General features: G+C 60.8%; 16 protein-coding genes. 8 read left to right on the top strand and 8 right to left on the bottom strand.

What is annotated here, in order from left to right:
* Position 1 precedes the first annotated feature (1 nt).
* From V4529_12275 to V4529_12250, 6 genes are all read right to left on the bottom strand, one after another.
* The gene (locus tag V4529_12275; GenBank protein MES2359099.1) at positions 2-6,160 is read right to left on the bottom strand and encodes an RHS repeat-associated core domain-containing protein; all 6,159 of its coding nucleotides are present in this window, start codon (positions 6,158-6,160) and stop codon (positions 2-4) included.
* A 192-nt stretch (positions 6,161-6,352) separates the two neighbouring features.
* Complete coding sequence (locus V4529_12270) at positions 6,353-6,619, bottom strand: hypothetical protein (GenBank protein MES2359098.1); 267 nt, start codon at positions 6,617-6,619, stop codon at positions 6,353-6,355.
* A 31-nt stretch (positions 6,620-6,650) separates the two neighbouring features.
* A complete protein-coding gene (locus tag V4529_12265) occupies positions 6,651-7,163 on the bottom strand; it encodes a hypothetical protein (GenBank protein ID MES2359097.1) in 513 nt (170 codons plus the stop codon).
* Complete coding sequence (locus tag V4529_12260) at positions 7,160-7,900, bottom strand: S24 family peptidase (GenBank protein ID MES2359096.1); 741 nt, start codon at positions 7,898-7,900, stop codon at positions 7,160-7,162. Before V4529_12260 ends, V4529_12265 begins: the two co-directional genes overlap by 4 nt.
* Positions 7,897-8,445, bottom strand: coding sequence for a hypothetical protein (locus V4529_12255; GenBank protein MES2359095.1), 549 nt, complete (start codon positions 8,443-8,445; stop codon positions 7,897-7,899). Before V4529_12255 ends, V4529_12260 begins: the two co-directional genes overlap by 4 nt.
* Positions 8,446-8,671: 226 nt before the next feature.
* Positions 8,672-9,289, bottom strand: a complete 618-nt coding sequence (locus V4529_12250) for a hypothetical protein (GenBank protein ID MES2359094.1) — start codon at positions 9,287-9,289, stop codon at positions 8,672-8,674.
* Between the two features lie 110 nt (positions 9,290-9,399).
* On the opposite strand from V4529_12250, the gene V4529_12245 reads away from it, so the two are divergent.
* The 6 genes from V4529_12245 (at position 9,400) to V4529_12220 (ending at position 13,308) form a co-directional block, all read left to right on the top strand.
* The gene (locus V4529_12245; GenBank protein ID MES2359093.1) at positions 9,400-10,389 is read left to right on the top strand and encodes an HD domain-containing protein; all 990 of its coding nucleotides are present in this window, start codon (positions 9,400-9,402) and stop codon (positions 10,387-10,389) included.
* Between the two features lie 269 nt (positions 10,390-10,658).
* Positions 10,659-10,871: a hypothetical protein gene (locus tag V4529_12240; protein MES2359092.1), complete on the top strand. Its 213-nt coding sequence runs from the start codon at positions 10,659-10,661 to the stop codon at positions 10,869-10,871.
* A 47-nt stretch (positions 10,872-10,918) separates the two neighbouring features.
* Positions 10,919-11,128 (top strand): cold-shock protein, encoded by a 210-nt coding sequence (locus V4529_12235; protein ID MES2359091.1) that lies wholly within the window; start codon positions 10,919-10,921, stop codon positions 11,126-11,128.
* A gap of 55 nt (positions 11,129-11,183) precedes the next feature.
* On the top strand, positions 11,184-11,972 hold the full coding sequence (locus V4529_12230; protein MES2359090.1) for a DNA polymerase ligase N-terminal domain-containing protein: 789 nt from the start codon (positions 11,184-11,186) through the stop codon (positions 11,970-11,972).
* A 10-nt stretch (positions 11,973-11,982) separates the two neighbouring features.
* Positions 11,983-12,948, top strand: a complete 966-nt coding sequence (locus V4529_12225; GenBank protein ID MES2359089.1) for a hypothetical protein — start codon at positions 11,983-11,985, stop codon at positions 12,946-12,948.
* 69 nt (positions 12,949-13,017) lie between these two features.
* Positions 13,018-13,308, top strand: a complete 291-nt coding sequence (locus V4529_12220; GenBank protein ID MES2359088.1) for a hypothetical protein — start codon at positions 13,018-13,020, stop codon at positions 13,306-13,308.
* Positions 13,309-13,318: 10 nt separating this feature from the next.
* Here V4529_12220 and V4529_12215 read toward each other — a convergent pair whose 3' ends face one another.
* A complete protein-coding gene (locus V4529_12215) occupies positions 13,319-13,717 on the bottom strand; it encodes a PIN domain-containing protein (protein ID MES2359087.1) in 399 nt (132 codons plus the stop codon).
* Between the two features lie 314 nt (positions 13,718-14,031).
* The gene (locus V4529_12210) at positions 14,032-15,828 is read right to left on the bottom strand and encodes an acyl-CoA dehydrogenase family protein (GenBank protein ID MES2359086.1); all 1,797 of its coding nucleotides are present in this window, start codon (positions 15,826-15,828) and stop codon (positions 14,032-14,034) included.
* A gap of 421 nt (positions 15,829-16,249) precedes the next feature.
* On the opposite strand from V4529_12210, the gene V4529_12205 reads away from it, so the two are divergent.
* Both V4529_12205 and V4529_12200 read left to right on the top strand, forming a co-directional pair.
* Positions 16,250-17,065, top strand: coding sequence for a hypothetical protein (locus V4529_12205; protein MES2359085.1), 816 nt, complete (start codon positions 16,250-16,252; stop codon positions 17,063-17,065).
* A gap of 110 nt (positions 17,066-17,175) precedes the next feature.
* Positions 17,176-20,598: a PDZ domain-containing protein gene (locus V4529_12200; protein MES2359084.1), complete on the top strand. Its 3,423-nt coding sequence runs from the start codon at positions 17,176-17,178 to the stop codon at positions 20,596-20,598.
* The last annotated feature ends 20 nt before the right edge of the window (positions 20,599-20,618 follow it).

Genomic DNA, 20,618 nt, shown 5'->3' with positions numbered 1-20,618 from the left:
GCTATTGCTGCAGATAAACGTGCGCGTTCTGCTCGATCGTCTTGCCGTTCTTTCCGACCGATTCGAAATGCACATGCGGGTTCTTGTCTGTCAAGTCCCGCGTTGTCATACGGAACTGTCGGGTGCCGTCGGCTGAGCGGAATACTCCCTCGTCCAGCTCTCGGTATCCCTCCCCAAGCCACTTCTCCGCTCCTCGCAATGCCTCGTCCACCGTAGCAGAACCGCCGTGGACATTCTTGAGCAGTTTTGCACCTTTGAATGCCTCACCACCAAAGGTAAGGGCGAGGAAGCCTGCGGCGGCTTTGTACTGACCATTGCCAATAGCCTCGCCACCTCGCGCGGCGTCATTGATGCCGATCGCTTCGAATCCTGCGTTCAGCGCTGCACCGCCGTTTAGGGCAATTGTGCCGACGGTACCACCGCGCTGAGCGCCCCAATTGGCGATGCCTTGAGCGATGCAATCGGGCCATGGTGGGCACAGGCCGAAGGGATCACTGTAGGACACCGGATCCCCGCCCACAAACCCCCAGGCATTCACCCCACCCGCTAGCCCGATCGGATCCGCCTGCGTGAACTTGCCCGTCTCGGGATCCACGTACCGGTTCCGCGCATACACCAGCCCGCTTCCAGTCTTCCCCTCCGACTGAAGCGTACCATAGAACCCCGTCGGGCCCGATGTCGTCCCGCCGTCCAGATGGTTCAATCCATCGGTCAGACCCGGCATCGGCACACCGCTACACACGTTCGGGCAAACAACCATATCCGTCTCGCCCCGGTAGTTCACATACGGTAGCACGGCCAGGCTCCCACCCTTGTAGATCGCGAGCGGCGCATCCAGCTCCGCACCATGCACGTAGCTCACGATCCCGTAGCTCCCGCTCCCGCTTGGACTGTCGTTCTCCAGTGATGCTGTACTGTCGGCACTGGTCTGGATCTCGTAGATCAACTGATTACCGTCCCACACCGAGCGCAGCAGCGTGTTGAAGCAGCCACCCCACGGCTTCTGCTTGCTGCAGTTCGCGCTGTGATTCATCCGGGCCCACACTCTCCGGCCCAGTGCGTCGTACCGGAAGTGCTCGTCGGTCGTGTACGGATAGTAGCCCGGATGAGTGACCGTCGAATCGATCATCACATAGGTCTGCTCCAGAAGGTTCTCGTCGTTGTACGAGTAGCTCCTTGCCGTGTTGATGCAGAGAGCATCGCCCGCTGGAGCACAGTTGTTGGTGAACCCGGGCGTCGGATCTGAGAGATAGTGCGAGGTCGTCTCATCGAGCCGGTTGCCGTCGATGTCGTACGCGTACCGCGTGGTATCGGTGTAGATCCCGTTCGGCGTCAGCATCATGTCGAGCCGCGTTGTGCCAGCATGATAGGCATAGCTCGACGTCACGCCATTCAGCTCGTGCGTGTATGCATTGCCTAGAGCATCGACGGTGAACTCCTCGGTCGCGCCACTCATCGTGTTGCCGGCGATAACAGCGCCAAGCGGCGAGTAGGTAAACGCTTCCGGAGCAATGCTGTTTGGAGCATTCAACACCTTGTCGCGTGCGTCATATTGCACTGACCCTGTACGCAACGTCGAGCTGTACAGACCGGCTCCCTTGACGGTGTCGCGCACCAGACGCGAATCGTCATCGTATCCGAACGATTCGTAAACACTGTCTGCAGTCCCGCTCAACCTTACCTGCTCGGCCAGGCGACCCGACAGATCGTACTGCATCGAGTATGCCTTCCCGACGGGACCAATGATCGTTGCGATATTACCAAACACCGGATCGTACGCATACGTCGCGGCGCTGTTGTCGGGATATATCAACGTAGCCCTTCTCTCGGAAGCGTCGTACGTTACCGAATCGCGATACACGTGCTGGGCAAACCGTGCGGGGATTCCCACAGTCGTATCCGTCACAGCTACCCGAAGAGTATCCACGCGCAGCGCACCACCAGGATAGTAGCCGCGCGATACTTGAGCGTAGCGGTTGTTTGCCGTCAGCAACCGACCCGCCGCATCGTATGAATAGGCGGCCGAATCATCGATGCTTTTGCGCATGATCTGCCGGTTCAGTGCGTCGAACGTAACTGATACGCCGGCTCCGCCATCAGATCCGCCATTGGTCCTGTTCCCCGCGGCGTCGTATGTGAAATGTTTTGCTGTCACCGTATCACCGGCAGCGCCGATCGTATATTCTGCCGTTTCGCGAGCAAGTGCGTCGTACGTCATCGTCGTTCTGATCGTCCCGATGGCCTGATTCGGATCGTTTTTGCTCACGACGGATAGCAGATTCCCCTCGGCGTCGTAACTCTTGCGGATTATATAACCCGGTGAGTTGGCGCCCGAGTCGCTCCAGCTCGCGACCATCGTGTCACGGCCCATCCTGTCGAGCTGAATTTGTGTATATATGTGGTAATTACCGGCGTTGTCGAGCGGTCCCGTGGTCCCGACGATTCGTCCCGTTGCGTCACGAGCGTACGTGGTTTCGTGACCGAGTGGCGTTTTCGTGAACGCGACGTTTCCAAGCGAGTCATACGCAATCGAGTCACGAGCAGTCGTGCCAGGCAGCTGAGACGCAGAAAGATTCTTCGTTACCGGATCGTAGAAGAACTGCACCGCACGACTCGAGCTCGTGCCCGGGTACTGCGATGTCCTGTTTCCTGTCGCCGGGTCGTAGATCATCGTCATCTTCTCACCCGTTGGCTGAGTGATACCGCTGATGAAATCGAATGTCTGGTCCCAGCTGTACGAAGTGGTCGGATTGGAGCCGTCGCCGAGAGGATTGTGTCTCGTGACAGTCGAATCGTTGCCGTGGCTGTCGTACGTAGCGGTAGTAATGAATCCCGTTGGGTCGGTTGTTTGCGTCACCAGCGCGGGGAACCGCGAGTCAGTCCGCTCGAGCAACGTGGACCCACCAAGCGCGTTCACGATCCTGGCAGGCTCGCCGAAGCGATCGACCCACACCCTGGTAACCGTAGTGTCGGCGCGAGGACCATTCACGAGGGTATACACGCTGTCGCTGTCGATCGGACCCGAGAGCGCGGCACCCTCGGCAGCACGGAAAGTTGTGACTATCGCCGACGACGGGCTCTGCATCGCGACGCTCACGCCGGAAAGCGTGCTGGAGATCGAGTCGAGCTGATATGTAGTAACGTTGCCAAGCTGATCCGTTCGCTTGTTGATGACCGGCGTCGAGCCCGCATAGTCGTACCGCACAGTGCTACCGTCGGGGTCGGTGAACGTCAGACTCGAAGCTCCGCGCGTGAGCGTAACTTTGCGATCGAGGCTCTTCACGGAGTCGATTGCGGTACCGGTACGGAAGAACGTGTACGCCGACGATGCACCAGGTACTGTGATCGACGTCAGCACTGTTCCGCTATAGCCGAAGGAAGTGACGTGCCCCTGGCGCGTCACCGTTGCAACGTGTCTTCCCGATGCATCGAACTGTACCTGCAACCGATGCTCATCCCAGCGCGTATAGGTGCTTCCCGAGAGCGTGAGACTGTCCGGCCGGTCGACGCTGGCCGCCTTCCATACGTTGGCGCTCACCCAGTGATACAGTCGCGCGCTGCCGTCGCCGCCAACCCAGAGACGCGTCGATGTATCGGACGGGAAGAACAGCTGCTCCACGCCTGCAACCCACCATCCAGAGCTCGCGCTCCTGTTCACCACGATGAGATTTCCGGACGCGCTGGTGCTGAGTGGTCCAGACGTGAAGTTGCTCGTCACAGTGACGGTGTATGGATACACTCCTGTAGCAAGGCTCGATGCGTCGAACGACAGCGCAACACGCCTCGCCGTGCCGGTCGCACTCCATGCTGATCCAGCCCACGTAGCCGTGGCGCGCGTTACTCCAGCTACCTTGAGCGATTCACTCACCGTCGGCGGAAGCAGTGAGTCCGACGGAAGTATCACATCCGCCGAAATAATCGGATGCGGCGCTGCGTGCTGGCTGTCGTATATCAGCGCTGGCGTCCGCGGCTCGGTGTAGGTCTGGATGGTCGGAAGCACGTGTACGAGCCTCAGATCGCCGCAGTTGTATGCAGCACCCTTGCCGAGTGATATCGTCAGGCATCGGTCACGTGTTATCGCTTCTCCGAAGTTCGCCTTGCTCAGGTCGATGATCGGCGCACCTTTGATGGCAGGAATGATCTCGACCAGACCATCGTCGGAGTATACGTGACCGGCCGGCGTCGTAGCCGTTGCGTGCAACCCGATCGTGATTGTCTGATTCACGGGGCCGGTGCTGAAGTACACCGATGCGGTCCCCGTGCTGCCGGCATTGACTGTTATGGTATTACCGCCCGTCCCGAACGAGCATCCACCCGTACCGCTTGCCGTCCCCGTACACGAGGTGATGGAAAGACTGTACGTCGCCGAATTGTTTCCCGCGTTACGGACCTTGAAGCCATAGCTCGTACTGGCATTGGCCGGAGCGGACACGATCGAGTCGTTCTTGGGCGTAACGATCACCGAGTCATTCCGCACATCCGGAACTGTTATCGTCGTCGTCGCACTCGACTGGTACAGCTGACCCCATGCATTTGTGTAGCTCGCGGTCAGTGTCACCGCGCCCGCGCCGCCAGCAGGATTGCTCGAAGCGGTAACGAGACCGTTGCTGCTTCCGGGACTGCCTGGCGTGATATTGACGCTCGATGGCGTTGGTGTCGCAGGACAGGTCACAACACCCGTACAAACGGTACCGAGCGTATAGGTGATCGGACTGGTTGTGTTGCCAATCGCGCTGATCGTGAAGCCCAGTGCCTGCGAATTGCCTTGTGTCATCGCGGCGCTCGCCACCCCCGCCGAAACGCTCACGGCTTGAGACAGTGGGATCACGTGAACCTGGCCGGTCGAGCTGTTTGACAACCCTGTCGCAACGAGAGAGACATACCCTGTACTTCCTGCAGCACTCGTGTTGAAACTTACAGCCACAGGCGATGACGATCCGGCGGCGAGGTACACGGTCGGCGCCACTGCGCAACTTGTTTCCCCACCGGTGCACGAAGCGCCAAGGCTATATGTCGCTGCTGTATTCCCGTTGTTCGTTACAGTGAAGATGTAGTTGGTCGATACATTCTCTGCCGTGTAGTCGTCGAACGCTGTAGGCGTAACAGCAACGGTGTAGGTTCTCGTATCCGGTACCGTAACTGTATACGATCCGTAATCACTATAAGTATTGAACCCGTCGAAGATCGACGCCGTCATCGCGAACGTTCCCGTTCCACCAGCCAGGTCGGGGCTCACCCAGAACTGCGGGTACCGAGTCTCAGGCGAACCACTCGCTACCGCCAGATCGTATGGCGACGGACACGTCGTCACTACTCCGCTGCACGAGAACGTGACGTGGTACGTCACCGGGCTCGAGTTGCCCATATCGATAACAGTGAACGGCACGCTTCCCTGCGCCCCTGGTATCGATACCGATGTCGTACCACCCTTCGGACTCACCGATACGGCTTCCGAGAGCGGCACCACCGTAATCGACTTGGACGCCGTCTCCGAGTACGGTGACGTTGCGGACAACCCGACGGTCGCGTTCCCGCTCGTGAACGGCCCCGTGTGGTAGTAAACCGCTATATCGGCGGAGCTTCCGGCCGCTATCGTTGGACTAGGCGAGCTTACGGAACAGCTCGACACATTGCCGGAACACGAATACGACAACGTGTAACTCGCCGCGGTATTGCCGTTGTTGGTGATATGAAAATGAGGATAGTTGGTGCTCGCATTTTCGGATGTGTACCAGGTGTTGTCATCTGCAGTCACAGACGGCGTGGCTGTGTTCACCGGTGACACGTTCAGCGTCGCCGAAACCGTGCCGAGAGTGGATTCGTCGAAGGTCTGAAAAGTAAGCGTGCCACTGCCGGCCGAAGCGGTCGTATAAGTGACAGTGGCCGTCGCACTCAAATGCCCCGTGCGTGCGCTGAGCCCTTCGGGAGATGGTACACCGCATGAGGTGACATATCCCGTACAACTGCTGCTGAAATCGTAGATGTGCCCGCTGGTACCGGTAACGGTGAACGATGCCGAATAGCTTCCGTTTGGATTCTGATTGATCGTTCCTCCACCAGTGATCACCTGGGCGGATGCGAACGCTGGTACGAGGCTCAGCGCGGTCGCGAGAAACAATGCGACCATCCACATCGCATGTTGCGTGGCTCCGTGCCACATTCGCGGCGATCTACTACTGTCTCTCCACATGCAACGACTCCCTAGTTCGATGTCTGCACAGTGATCGCGCATTCGCGCAGCTCACACTTTCACAGACGGAACCCGGTGACATCGACGGAAAAGCGGCCCTCCGAACTGGAGAGCCGCTCTCTGTGTCGCATGTGACCCGCGCTCACCTCGCGCTCACGTCCACTACAATCGGCTCGTGATCCCCTGCTTCAATGCGCTCAGCCACGCCGGCGGATGTGTCACGGCCGCCACGACAATCCCGGCTACCGTCACGATCAACGGCTGCGTCGTGTTCCCGAGCGTCGCAGCTGTCTTGAGAACCGTCACGACCGCGTCTGGCAGATTTGCCACCGCCGACGGCGACGCGACTATCGCTCCGGCTATCGCGATTGTCGTTGCCACGACATTCGTGATCCTGTTCCGCATCGAAACGTCCTGCACCTGCTGCATCGATCCTCCTGGTTGGGTAATGGCACCCGCGTTACTGCCCTTTCGTTTGCTGTGCACCTCCTGGCTTGATGTACCCGAGCACGCGCGACGCCGTGACCTGCTTGAGTGCGACTGCAATACCGCCCGGATCGGAATTGCCAGCAATGCTCGTATTTCCCTCGACGCTCAAGAGCAGCGGCGCAACGCGCACGATCACGCCGATATGCACCGCGATCCCATTGGTCCCGTACACTACTGCGCTGCCTGCGACGGGTACGCTGCTCCATGAGTTCTGCCGCTTCGACCACGCCATCCACGCATTACAGCTCCCGCCATTCAACGGCGGTACCTGTGCACCACACTCCCGCCACCACGCCGCTACCGCCGCCGCACACCACCGCGACCCGACCGGCGACCCCACCGCAGCCACATACTCATCGATCCTCGGCGACCGGTTCGATCCCGGCGGCATCTCCACTATCCCGATGTCGCACATCGCCCGTCGCACAATCGCCTGCTCCAGCGCGGGAACCGCATCGTCCAGCCAGTCGGCGATTTCACTCACGATACTCCTCCATCGCGCACCAGCTTCGCAATCACCACTCCCACTACTGTTCCCGCCACTCGATCGATCACGAACGGCTCGTACGCGCTGTTGAACGACGACAGCTCCAACGCAGCCCGTCCACACTTCGTCACGTGCTTCACCACGTAACCATTATCCGCGCGACGCGCGACGACTATGCAGTCGCGCGTCACAGGCTTCCTGGTGTTGATGAGAATCACGTCACCACTCTCGAGACACGGCGTCATGCTGTCACCCGTAACGGTGAGCGCGAGATTGCCCGCACCTGCAAATCCGGTTGGCAGCTCCACCCACTGCTCGCACGGCTCGTCCCAGATCTCACGCCCGGTACCGGCCGCGACCGCGAGCGATTCCACCCACGGCGCGCAACCGGACTCCGAAGCTGCGCGCGCAACGTGGCCGAAGTCCCCCACCAGTGCGGCCGGACGAACCCTGAACGAACGCGCCGGCAGCGCTGCAGCTACGCGAGCCGCACGAATGCGCGCCTGAGCACGTTTCGCGATCTGTTGCGCCGCACGCTCGCTCGACTGCCGATCCGCAACAGAACTCCGTCCATGCACTTCACGCTCGAGCCACGCGAGAAACCGGTCGTTCTCGTACGCGCTGCAATCACCGCTCGCATCCAACGCATCGCCCACGAGCCGGGTGAATGAGTTGGTATCGTCGTCGCTATCGATCTCGAGATGAAGTGAATGGTTCTGATGTTCTCCGGTCATGCTGTGGACCTCATTCCGTCATTATTGATTCTTATGCCGGCACGTCGCAGCAGACGCGATACCTCTCTGCGATCGGAGTCGGCAAGGGAAGACAGGTGCGTGATGCTGTCGCGTACGAGCCGCACGCGGAGCCGCGACAATTTCTGCTTGGCCGCGTCGTAACCGATTCCGAGCCACGCGGCGCACTCACGCAACGGAACGCGGTGCGCGCTCCAGACCAGCAGCTGTCGCTCGTCCGATGAGCATCCATCCAGCAGCACACGAACAAGCTCGGCAGCGGCGGATGATGACGACTCTTCGCCACTATCATCTCCACGCGCCGCGCGCAGCATGAACTCGGAGCACGTGGCACGCACTACGTACTCCGTGCCGATCGCCTCCTCCTCCGATCGCGCATGCCGCTCACGCACCGTCGCCTCACGATGCAGATCGATCACGCAGTTGCGGAACGACGTGATCACGAATGCGGTCAGTGACCGCGGTGCCTCCGCCTTCCCGCTGGCGAGCTTGACCAGGATGTCGTCCAGGAATCCGGTTACGATCATCCCCCGATCACTCGGACTTACAGAGAGCCGCCGAGCCTGGTCCAGAAGCACAGGCTCGTACCGGGCGACGAACTCGCGTAACGCTCGCAGCTCATTCCGCCGGATCCCGGTCAGCAGCTCGATGTCGCTCCGCTCCCCAAACCGCCAACCCTCCACGTCCGCCCCCTTTCACTTTCAGCTCACGTTCAGCTCACGTTCAGCTCACGTTCAGCTCATGTTCCGCCGCTCATGGGGATAGACGCGACCCGGTGACATTCTCCTTCCTGAAAAGCCAGTTCCTCAGCGACCGCTCCAACTCAACCATCCGGGACGGAAGAATCGCAGGCCCCCGCTCCAGCCTGTCGCGCAGACGCTGCGCCCGCTCCCTGGGCAGCCCGGCCCGCTCGGCATCGACGAGCAACCCGAGCAGATCCGAGGACGCACTCCGATACTCCGGCGATTGCTCCGCCATGATAGCGACAGCATCAGCTCTTCTAACCGCCATTCCGCGATTTCGCCGCGTTCGGCCCGCCTTCTCCATCTCCTCGACACTGGGCCGCTCGCGAGCCGCCGTGAAGCCAAGATTCGCCAACGCACGCCCGATCGCCGACGTCTCCGTGTTCTCCAGACACGCCACCGTGTTGATGTCGCCGTCCCCCTCACGCTCCGTCGCCCATCCCGTCGCCGCCGGCACCGTATCTCCCTCGCCCCGGAATACCAGCGCCTTGAACGTCACCGACTCCGTATCACGGTTCACCAGCTCCGTCAGTATCCGCCCGCCCGGATGACTCTTGTAGAACAGCGCTATCCGCTCCGCGACAGTCGCGTACCGGCTTGGATCGAACCAGACATCTGTTTTCGGCATGGCGCACTCGGCGTGGTTGATGAGAAAAGCTTATACCGAACAAATACCGAAAGCAAGGAAGCCAGTTTCCGCTATTGCCGGATCGACCCCGCGCCATCACCTTCATCACGATGCCAGCCGTCAACATCCCTGCGCTCCAGGAGCGCGAGCGGGTCCAGAGTGATTTCCTCGTGCTCGAGCGCACGGAAAAAAAGACCGCCAACGGTGACCCGTTCGCGATCCTCACACTCGGCAATTCCTCCGGCAGAATCGACACGTCGCCCATCTGGTCCGACAAGCTCGACTGGGCAGACGGCGCGGACCGCGGCAAGGTCGTCCAGGCGATCGGCGACGTCGCGCTCTACGGCCGCAATGGATCCGCCAAACGCCAGCTCGCCCTCTCGGCGCCGCTCCGCGTGATCCCGGAAAACCAGGTCGACGTCCTCTCATTCCTCGAGTCCGTCGGCGACTGCACCGCCCTCTGGGACTGGATGGACAAGCAGCGCGCTGCAATGCAGTCGCGCACGCTCAAGAGCGTCGTCGATCTCTTCTTCGCAAACGACGAATTCCGCGTCCGCTTCGAGCGCACTCCTGGATCGCCGGCCGGCCATCACGCCAAACTCGGCGGCCTGCTCCTCCATACCTTCGAAGTCGCGTCCATCGCGCGAGCCACCGCACGCACCACACGTGCAAACCAGGACCTGGTCTTCGCCGGCGCACTGCTGCACGACATCGGCAAGGTCGAAGCGTACGACGTCGCCCCAACCGGCTTCTCCACCACTCCCTGCGGACTTCTACTCGGCCACGTAGTCCTGGGCGCGCTCATGCTGGAGCGCGCGCTCGCGCAGCTCGGCGCGCCTATCTGCAGCGAAGGTCAGATCCTCGAGCTCCAGCACATGATCCTCTCCCACCACGGCAGCCTCGAATTCGGAAGTCCCGTACAACCCATGACCGTGGAAGCCGAAATAGTGCACTGGGCCGACGAGGCGTCCGCCAAGGCGTGCGACATGAGCGATTCGATAGACGACCCGACCAATTTTGCCTCCGGCCGAGAGACCAGCGATACCAAACCATGGCGCGTGAAACGCCACGTCTATAGAAGAGGCCACGACTGGGATTAGCCGGGCGCCGTCATTCCCCCGTAGGGCGCGGATGTATCCGCGCCTGGCCCATTCAGATGCAATCGAACCCGAATAGGGTGAAGGGAACCTTCCGTTCCACCCCCGGTATAAGACGGGCGGAGGACCATCCGCGGACTTGAGCTACTACTATTCAGGTTATCCGTCGGTGCGTCCATTCTGAGCTGGCGGTACGTAGACGTGTCTCGTAGCACGTCCCCAGCACTACAGCCAACCAGGTCGAACAATCGTTCGGCATATCGTAGGATAGTATGCGCAAACCCCGACCGAATACTTACAACCCCGCCCAGGTCCTGGCACTCGTAAGCAGAGATCGCACTGGCGATCCATTGAGCTGTCCTGCCTGCGGAGCTGCGAACATCGAGCGCGAGCCACACATTACGCCGCCACCACCGCAGTCGCACGTGACGCTTCGCTGCGTCAAATGCGGGCGCATCGCGCGCTACATAGCTGGCGCCGCATGATGGTGCACAAAACTTGCCCCGGATAAACTCCGGAGGAAACCCCGGGCATGGAACGGATCAAAGGAACTGTCAAGTGGTTCAACGACGCCAAGGGCTTCGGCTTCATCTCACGCGAAGGCGGCCCGGATGTGTTCGTTCATTACAGTGCTGTAAAATCGGACGGCTTCAAGTCGCTCGCTGAAGGCGACAAGGTCGAGTTCGAAATCGTTCAGGGTCAAAAAGGCCCGCAAGCTGCCGACGTCGTGAAGATCGGATGATGCGAATCGCGTCGTCCGATCTTTTCTGTTTCACACAACGCCGCCACCACTGACCATGGCCGTTCGCAAGAAGACCGGGCGCAAAACTGCGAGCAAGACTGCGAGCAAGACTGCAAGCAAGACTGCAAGCAAAACTGCACGCAAGACTGCAAGCAAATCCGCGAGCAAGACCGCGGCGAAGAAAGCGCCGAGCGCCGCCGAGCAGCTGACGGAATACCAGCGCAAACGCGACTTCGAGAAAACAATGGAGCCTTCGGGCGCATCGACGCGCGCGCGAAAGTCTTCTCGTTCCGCCGCCGCTAAGAAGCTCCAGTTCGTGATTCAGAAGCACGCCGCCACTCAACTTCATTACGACCTTCGACTCGAGATCGACGGAGTGATGAAGAGTTGGGCCGTGCCCAAAGGCCCATCCGCCGATCCCGGCGTGAAACGTCTCGCAATGCAGGTCGAGGATCACCCCGTCGAGTACAACAGCTTCGAGGGAACGATCCCATCTGGCGAGTACGGCGGCGGCACTGTGATGCTGTGGGACAACGGCACGTACGAGATCGAGAATCCACCTGACGACGACATGAACTCCGCCGCGCGCGATCAGTACGAGCGCGGCGAGCTCAAGATCAACTTCCACGGAAAACGCATCAAGGGATCCTACGCACTCGTGCGTACGCGCGGCTTCGGTAGAAGCGCATCGAAACCATCATGGCTTCTCATCAAGCACCGCGACGAAGACGCGCATCCCGAAAGCGAATCGATACTCACCACGAAGTATGTGAAGTCGGTGACGACAAACCGCACCATGGACGAGATAGCCGACGGCACGCGCGTCTGGCATTCATCACGCTGATCGCAGCTGCATGACGCCGTCCGCTGCCGCGCTTCGAAAGGTCACCGACCAACTTAAGGCCGTCGAAGCCGCGAGTGGCGACGGAGTGATTCAGCTCGGGCGCGACAGCTCATTGAAGGTGTCGAGCCTTGCGAAGATCTTCTTTCCGAAGCCCGGGATCACCAAGGGCGAAGTAATGCGCTATTACACCAGCGTGTGGCCGTACCTGCGTACGGTGCTGGCGGATCGACCACTGTCACTCAAGCGTTTCCCCGACGGCGTCGCCGGCAAGTTCTTCTTCCAGCAAAAGGCTCCGCCCAATCCGCCCGACGTCGTCCGCGTCGAGTCGATAAAGTCGCCCGCGGGAGAAATCCAGAAACGCATCATCGGCGGCACGCTTGGCACGACTCTCTACTGCACGCAGATCGGCGCTTTCGAATGCAATCCGTGGAACGTGCGGGTAGGATCGCTGAGCAACCCCGACTTCACCGTGATAGATCTGGATCCCGGTCCAAAGTCTCCCTTCGCGCGTGTCATCGAAGTCGCGCTGTGGGTGAAGGAAGCGCTCGATCATCTCGGCCTTCGTGCGGGAGTCAAGACATCCGGCGCCACCGGAATCCACATCGTCATCCCGCTTCCGCCCAACTCCACGGACGCCGTAGCGGAGCGCGTCCCGCGCCTGATCGCCGAGGCGGTTGCCGGTGCGCATCCGCAGTCCGCTACGGTGGTGAGGCCCATAAGCAAGCGTGGCAGCTCGAAGATCTACGTGGACTTTGGCCAGAACGCCCGCGGCAAGACCATCGCGGCCGCCTATGGCGTACGGGCTCGTCCGGAGGCATCGGTATCCACCCCCCTTCGCTGGGACGAGCTGACGCCCGCTCTCGATCCCAGAGACTTCACGATCCGCACCCTGCCAGGCCGTCTCGAGGCCGTCGGCGACCTCTGGGGGCCGATAATGAAGAGACCGAATCCTGCTCGAATTGTTACCACTTTGTGATTAATTCCCCTTCCATTTTGCCGATAATAGTTGCAATATGTACATTAAGACCTGACAGACGGAGAACTTGTGCTAGCCTTCCTTGACGCCCTCTGCGCAGCATTGCTGGCCCGCCACTCTATAGAGATCTACCGGCTCCTGGCCCTCCCGCAGGCTCGGCAGCTTCCACGTATCGTTCGCGAGGAAGCGACCGTGATAGCCAAGGCCGGCCCGACCAGCCACATCGCCCCGATCCAGGCCCTCCACCTCTTCTACAAGCTGAGCCACCTGGTGGACGAGTCCACCGAGCTCGACGAACCTGAACGAGCAGAGCCCAGACCTCAGATGGAAATCAGATTCGGGGTGAGGAAGGCCGGGTAGCAGGCGTAGGTCAGATACCAAAGCCCAGCAACCGCGCAACCTCGCGCTGTTTGTTGTCCAGGGTGAGGAAGGTGATTTCGGCAGGATCATCCGCGATGTACAACGCCACTGCCAGATGCCAGCAATCGGCGCCCCGTATGTAGCCAGCGGCCACTACGCGCTCGATCTCCGCACTCAGCGGACGGGCAGGAAGCACCCACGACATGTCCGCGAGAAAGCCCGGATCCAGAACGACGCCTTCGCACGTCAACGTGGCCCGCAATTCAGCTTCGAGCAGGTTGGAAGAGACGAGCTCGCCGAATGTACTCAGCCGACGGTCGAGTGCGGACGCGCCACGCTCACCCAGAGCAACCGCTACCAGACACGACGTGTCGACGTAGGCGACTCCGGACTTGCTTCCTTGCGTCATTCGCCTCGATCAGCAAGAAATCGATCGACCGCACCTGGCCGCCGAGCAAGCCTGGGGAAAGACCGTCGAGGACCACTGGGACGCAGGAGTTCCCCGCGCTCGGCCATCCTCTCAAGTTTGGCGTCGATGCCTTCTCGCACACCCGACACGGCCCGAATCTCCACCGCCGGCTCGCCATGCAAAGTGACCACGACCGGATGGCCCTCCCGCACCTGACGAACTATCGCGGATAGCTTGGCCTTGGCCTCATACAGGGAATACGTGTCGCGCATGCATTAACAGTATATGGTCTGACCAGACTAGTCAAACCGACACTACACGCGATCCGACGGCGCTATCGGTGCTGCTTCGGACGTCTCCAGCACGCGCTCGGCGACGGCTTTCATTCGATCGTCCTGGTTGCGTGATATGCGTCGGATCGAGCGACGCACCTGGCGATAACGATCCGCCAGAAAGAGGCGCGCGCAGTCCATCTCCGGCTTTACAGCATCGACGCTTCCGGCGCGCTCGATCTCCCAGGTCGTTCGCGACAGCACGGCGGTGCTCATGTAGATGCCGATCGCAGCGTCGGCCATTCGCTCCTGAATGAACTGCCGCTCGACGATCTTCTTGCCGTGCTTCATCACTGCGCTCTCGACAGCGAGCGCGAGAGTGTGAATCAGCGTCGCGACGCGATCCGCCTCCTTGGCCAACGACGGATGCACGCGTGTGAATTCCGGTTTCTTCACAACGCGCTTCGCACGTCCCGCGATGTACGAGCTGATCTCCCCCATCGAGTGGAGCGGGTCCTTGAATGCGGAGCCAAGTTTCCTGAGGCGCTCACCGGGCTGTTGCAGACCGCTCAACGCGATCAGCGCGCGAAGGATCTCGTTGGTGCCCTCGAAGATCATGTTGATGCGTGAGTCGCGCATCGCACGCTCGTACGGGAATTCTTTCGAGTATCCGATTCCGCCGGCGATCTGCATTGCTTCGCTCGCTGCGTGCACTGCGAGCTCCGACGCGAACACCTTGCACGCGGCGGTCTCGAGCGAGAAGTCTATCGCGCCGCGGTCCATCATCTCTGACGTGAGCATCACCGCGGAGTCGGCGGCGTAGATGTCGGCGGCGGTCTGCGCGAACTTGCGCTGGATCATCTCGAACGAGCCGATCGATCTGCCGAACTGCTCGCGCTGGTTGGCGTATCTGGCGGCTTCGGTCATGATCCGGCGCGCACCGCGTGACGATCCCGCAGCGAGGCCCAGCCGGCCCGAGTTGAGAATTTCGAGCGCTATGTGGAATCCCTGTCCCACTTCACCGAGCACGTTTCCAACGGGAACGCGTACCTTTTCGAACGTGACCGTGCGCGTGTCGGACGCCTTGATGCCCATCTTCTGCTCTGGCTGACCGAGTATGATGCCATCGCTGTGTGCATCGACGATGAAGGCCGTGACGCGTTTCTTGATGTTGCCATCGATCATCACCGGCACCTTGGCGAAGACCGTGAACATGCCGGCGTAGCCGGCGTTCGAGATCCAAATCTTTCTGCCGTCGAGCACGTAGTGCGTTCCGTCGTCGCTGAGTACGGCGGTTGATGCCATCGCCTGTGCGTCGGAGCCGGAGCCAGGCTCGGTGAGACAGAACCCTGCGACTATCTCGCCCGTCGCGCAACGCGGAAGCCACTCGCTCTTCTGTTCGTCGGTCCCGAAGAGCGTTATCCCCTTGCACCCGATCGACTCGTGCGCACCGAAATAGACGGTGAGCGCAGGATCGGTTCCGCCAAGCTCTCCGAAGACGCGGTTGAACACCGTGGCCGATGCACCGAAGCCGCCGTACTCCTCCGGAATGTTGAGGCCCATGAGACCGAGCTCGTGCAATCCGTGTCGGACTTCGTCAGGAAACTTCCCGTCGTGGTCCATCTTCGCCGAGTCGATGTTGCTGGCAGCGAAGGAGCGCAACGCGTCGATGATCATGCGAAGCGACTCGGTCTCTTCCGGCGACATCACCGGGAACGGAAAGACCAGATCCTCGCGAATCTCACCGAGGAAGACACCCTTGGTGAACGACGGGTTGATATCTGGCGCCGCGAGGTGCGGTGACTTGTGTGTCGCCTTGGTAGTTGTCGCGCTGGCCATTCCTGATCGCTCCTGTGCGGATGGATCGTGTTGCAGGGAGACCCTGGCGGCGAAGTGTGTACCTCGCCGCTACGTGAAGAATACGCAACTACACGTTCAGCTACACGATCAATCTTTTTCCGGACCGGGCTCCAGCTCCGCTCCGCCACTGCCGGCGGACCCGAATTTCGGTACAGTCCACTTGCCCCTTGTGGTGCGGGGTGGATCGGGGCGCACCGGCTTCTTTGTCCCGGCTGTCGAATCTGTTTTGGAACGATCGTTCGGCGCTGGCTTTTCCCGCTTGTCCATCTCTCCTCCGGAGCTGAATCGGCACGTATGAGGGCTGCATGGACCATGCCCTCCCCGGTTGCTCCGCGAACCGTATATCTGTTTGCGGTGACCCATCTGGCGTAGCGGTTCGTGTGGAACAACAGGGGGAGAGATGATCGGTACAATTGCGATGCTAATCGGTGCCACTCTGGCGGGTAACAGCGCGACGCGTTCATGTCGCGACGTACCAACACCGCCGCCAGCTGGCGACTACATGTACACGTTCACCACGAGGGACGAGTCCGGCTCCGAGACCAATGGGACTGTCCGGGTGCATGGCGATCGCACCCGCATCGACATGGACAGGAACGACTCGCACGACTACATCATTCTCACCGATGGCGGGAAGCGGATGCTGTCCGTACATCCCGATCGCAAGGAAGTGAGTCAGATCAGCTCACCGAATTTCGAGCGGATCATCGGGACGTCGCTCAAGGCGGTGTCGCCCCTCGTCAAGTTCAAGGTGCAGAACACCAGGATCTCGTTCGCGCGTGTAGCGACGGGACAGAAGCTACTCGGCTACGGAACGGAGCAGATCCGGATTACCGAGCGGTTCGATGTGCACATCGTTGCGATGGGGTTCGACGGTGGAACCGAGCATCACACAGTCGTTACCGACTACTGGGTCAGCCCGGGGCTCGATCTCGGGAACAACCCGATCATGGCGCTGCTCGAACACGCCGCTACAGCGGAAGCACAAACCGACGCCGACTTCGTCCAAGAGGAGACCAGGGTGCGCGCTCAGGCACTCGAGGGGACGCCATTGCGGACCGAGATGAAGGCAAGCACGGTCAATGAGAAGGGAATCCAGCACACCAGTACGCGCTCGATGGCGATAACGACCGTCAGGCTGGGCCCGCAGCCGGCGGCGTTGTTCGAGATACCGTCAGGTTACCGATACACGACAAACACGAATATCTCCATGTAGCAGCCAGGGATGCCGAGCCGCTCGCGGCGGTCCTGCAACCGCTCGGCATTCCGTCTCTAGCGGCGGGTGAAAGGCGTGTGCATTTTCGCAGCTGATCCTTGCAGCTGTTCATGATCGCCGACACGCCAACTCCCACTCCCGCCGCCATGCGTCGCGCCATCTGCCTCGCGTCCATCGTCTGGTTCATTCCGGCAATCGCGCCGGCTCAGACGCGTATGCTCCGCTCACCTACCGTCAGTGCAACACAGATCGCCTTCGCGTATGCGAACAACATCTGGGTCGTTCCGCGTGCGGGCGGCTCTGCGCAGCGACTGACGAGTTTCCAGGGACAGACGTCGTCGCCGCATTTCTCCCCCGACGGGCGGCTGATCGCGTTCAGCGCGGAGTATGCAGGCAACACCGACGTGTACGTCGTGCCCGCGGCGGGTGGTGAGCCGCAGCGGCTGACATGGCATCCTGCACCGGATGAGGTGCAGGGATGGACGCCGGACGGCAAGTCGATCGTGTACTCGTCGACGCGATCATCCAATCTTCCGACGCCCGAGCCCAGATGGTACACGGTTCCGGTCGAAGGCGGGCCGTCGGTCGCGATGCCGATGTATCGCGCCTATCAGGGACACATCTCGCCCGATGGCGCGCACATCGCCTACAGGATGAACAACTCGTGGGACGAGGAGCGCCGCAACTATCGCGGTGGCCAGAATCGTCCGATCTGGATCATGGATACCAGGACGCTGGCTGTCGACACGGTACCGCGTCCGAACTCCAAGGAGATGTATCCGGTCTGGTACGGCAACCATATGGTGTACTTCCTCTCGGATCGTGATGGTGTGTCGAACGTGTGGTCGTACGACATGCAGTCGAAGCAGGTGAAGCAGATAACGGATTTCTCGGACTTCGATGTCAAGACGCTGGACGCGGACGCCGACGCGATTGTGTTCGAGCAGGGCGGTTACGTTCACGAGCTGGATCCGAAGACCGGTCGCGAACACGTGGTGAACATCAACGTGGCCGGCGATTTCCCATGGATGATGCCGCAGTGGAAGGACGTATCGCGCAACATCGCAAGCATCGCGCTGTCGCCGACCGGCAAGCGTGCGGCGATCGAAGCGCGTGGCGAGATCTTCACGGTCCCCGCCGAGAAGGGCGACGTGCGCAACATGACGCAATCGAGCGGATCCGCGGAGCGAGATCCGGCATGGTCGCCGGATGGCAAGTGGATCTCATACTTCAGCGACAAATCGGGCGAGTATCAGCTGGTCATCGCATCCGCCGACGGAAGCAAGCCGGCGCGCTCGATCGCGCTGCCGCATCCGACGCACTACTACACGCCGTCGTGGTCGCCCGACGGGAAGCACATAGTATTGCAGGACACCGATCTGCGGCTGTGGGTAGTCGACGTCGCGACCGGAAAGGCAACCGACATCGGCGGTGACGAGTTCATGGTACCCGATCGGTCACTGGATCCGGTATGGAGTCCCGACTCACGCTGGGTTGCGTACGCGAAACGGCTTCCATCTCTCTACCGCGCGATATTCGTATACGACATTACGGACGGCAAGACTCATCAGGTGACCGATGGTCTCGCGGACGCGAAGGCGCCGGCGTGGGACGCGAGCGGCAAGTATCTCTGGTTCCTCGCCTCCACCGATTTTGGGCTCGGGTCCGGCTGGCTCGACATGTCCAGCTACGGACACCTCGAGACCGATGCGCTGTATCTCGCGGTATTGAAGAAGACCGATCCATCACCGTTGCTCCCCGAGAGCGACGAGGATGCAGGTATCCCGAGTGAGCCACCGGTTCCGGGAATGCCACCACGCGCTCCGCGGGCACGGAAGGCGGCAGCGGCTGATACGGCGACATCCGACACGACGAAGAAACCGATGTCGGATTCGCTCAAGGCGATGCTCGCGCCGCGTCGCAATGTCGTGATCGACTTCGACGGCCTGCAACAGCGTGTAGTAGACGTGTCGGGAATCGCGGAGCGTGGTTACGATCAGTTGCGCGCCGGATCGGCGGGCACAGTGTTCTTCATGGAGAACGTCCCGCAGACGGGGACCGAGGACAACCCCGCTTTCGGCGCCGTGCTTCACAGATACGAATTGAAGGATCGCAAGGCGACCGATTTCGTGCACGACGTGCAGCAGTTCTTTGTAAGTGCCGACGGCAAGAAGCTGTTGTACCGCACACCGGGCCCGACGGGTGCGCTGTTTCTCGTCGACGCGACGTCGCCGACTTCACCGGCAGCAGGCAAGGGGAAGCTCAACGCGCAATTGAGCATGCTGGTCGATCCCAAGGCGGAGTTCAAGCAGATCTTCGATGAGGGATGGCGGAATCAGCGCGACTACATCTATCTGAAGAATCTGCAGGGAACCGACTGGCCGAAGATGAAGGAGATGTACGGACAGCTGCTTCCCTACGTCATGCACCGCGCGGATCTCAACTATCTGCTCGACATGATGGGCTCGGAGATAGCGATCGGCCACTCGTTCGTGCGTGGCGGCGACATGCCGGCGGTCCCGCGTGTAACGGTCGGGTTGCTGGGTGCAGACTTCGCCGTCGAGAACGGCTATTACAGAATCACCAAGATCTACGGAACCGACAGCTGGAATCCGGAGCTGCGCGCTCCGCTCACGGCTCCTGGTGTGGACGTGCACGTCGGTGACTACATACTTGCGGTAAACGGAATCCCCGTTCGCGCTCCGGAGAGTATCTACCGCGCATTCGACGGAACGGCGAGCCACCAGACGGAAGTGACAGTCAGTGCGCGCCCGACGATGGAGGGAGCGCGTCGGGTGAATGTGATTCCGATAGCGAACGACGCCGGGTTGCGCGCGCGCGCATGGGTCGAGCACAACCGTCACATCGTCGATTCGTTGTCGCACGGACAGCTTGCGTACGTGCATCTTCCGAACACTGGAGAGGGCGGCTACAGCAGCTTCAACAGATACTATTTCGCGCAGCAGGATCGCAAGGGCGCGATCATCGACGAGCGATACAACGGTGGCGGATCGGCTGCGGACTACATCATCGACGTATTGCAGCGCTCGATCGACGGCTACTTCAACAATCCGGTCGGTGACAGGTATCCCTTCACGAGCCCGGCAGCTGGAATCTGGGGTCCCAAGGTGATGATCATCAACGAGATGTCGGGATCGGGCGGAGACCTCATGCCGTACATGTTCAAGTTCCGTGGCGTCGGTCCGCTCGTTGGCAAACGGACGTGGGGCGGATTGGTGGGGATATGGGATACGCCGCTGTTCGTCGACGGCGGAATCATGTACGCACCGCGCGGAGGGTTCTTCAGGAAAGACGGCAAGGCGTGGGCGGTGGAGAACGAGGGAATTTCACCGAACATCGACGTCGAGAACTGGCCGAAGGATGTCGCCGACGGACACGATGCTCAGCTGGAGCAGGCTGTCGCTACCGCGATGAAGATGCTCGCCGAGCATCCGGTAGATCGGGCAACGCACGAGCCGCCGCCGGCGATGTGGGGGAAGAGAGTGAAGCCACTGGTACCGAACGAGCCGTAGGGGCAGGCCTCCGTGCCTGC

The organism is Gemmatimonadota bacterium (genome assembly GCA_040388625.1).
GTDB lineage: Bacteria > Gemmatimonadota > Gemmatimonadetes > Gemmatimonadales > Gemmatimonadaceae > Fen-1247.
This window is presented reverse-complemented; position numbering and strand designations above follow the sequence as displayed.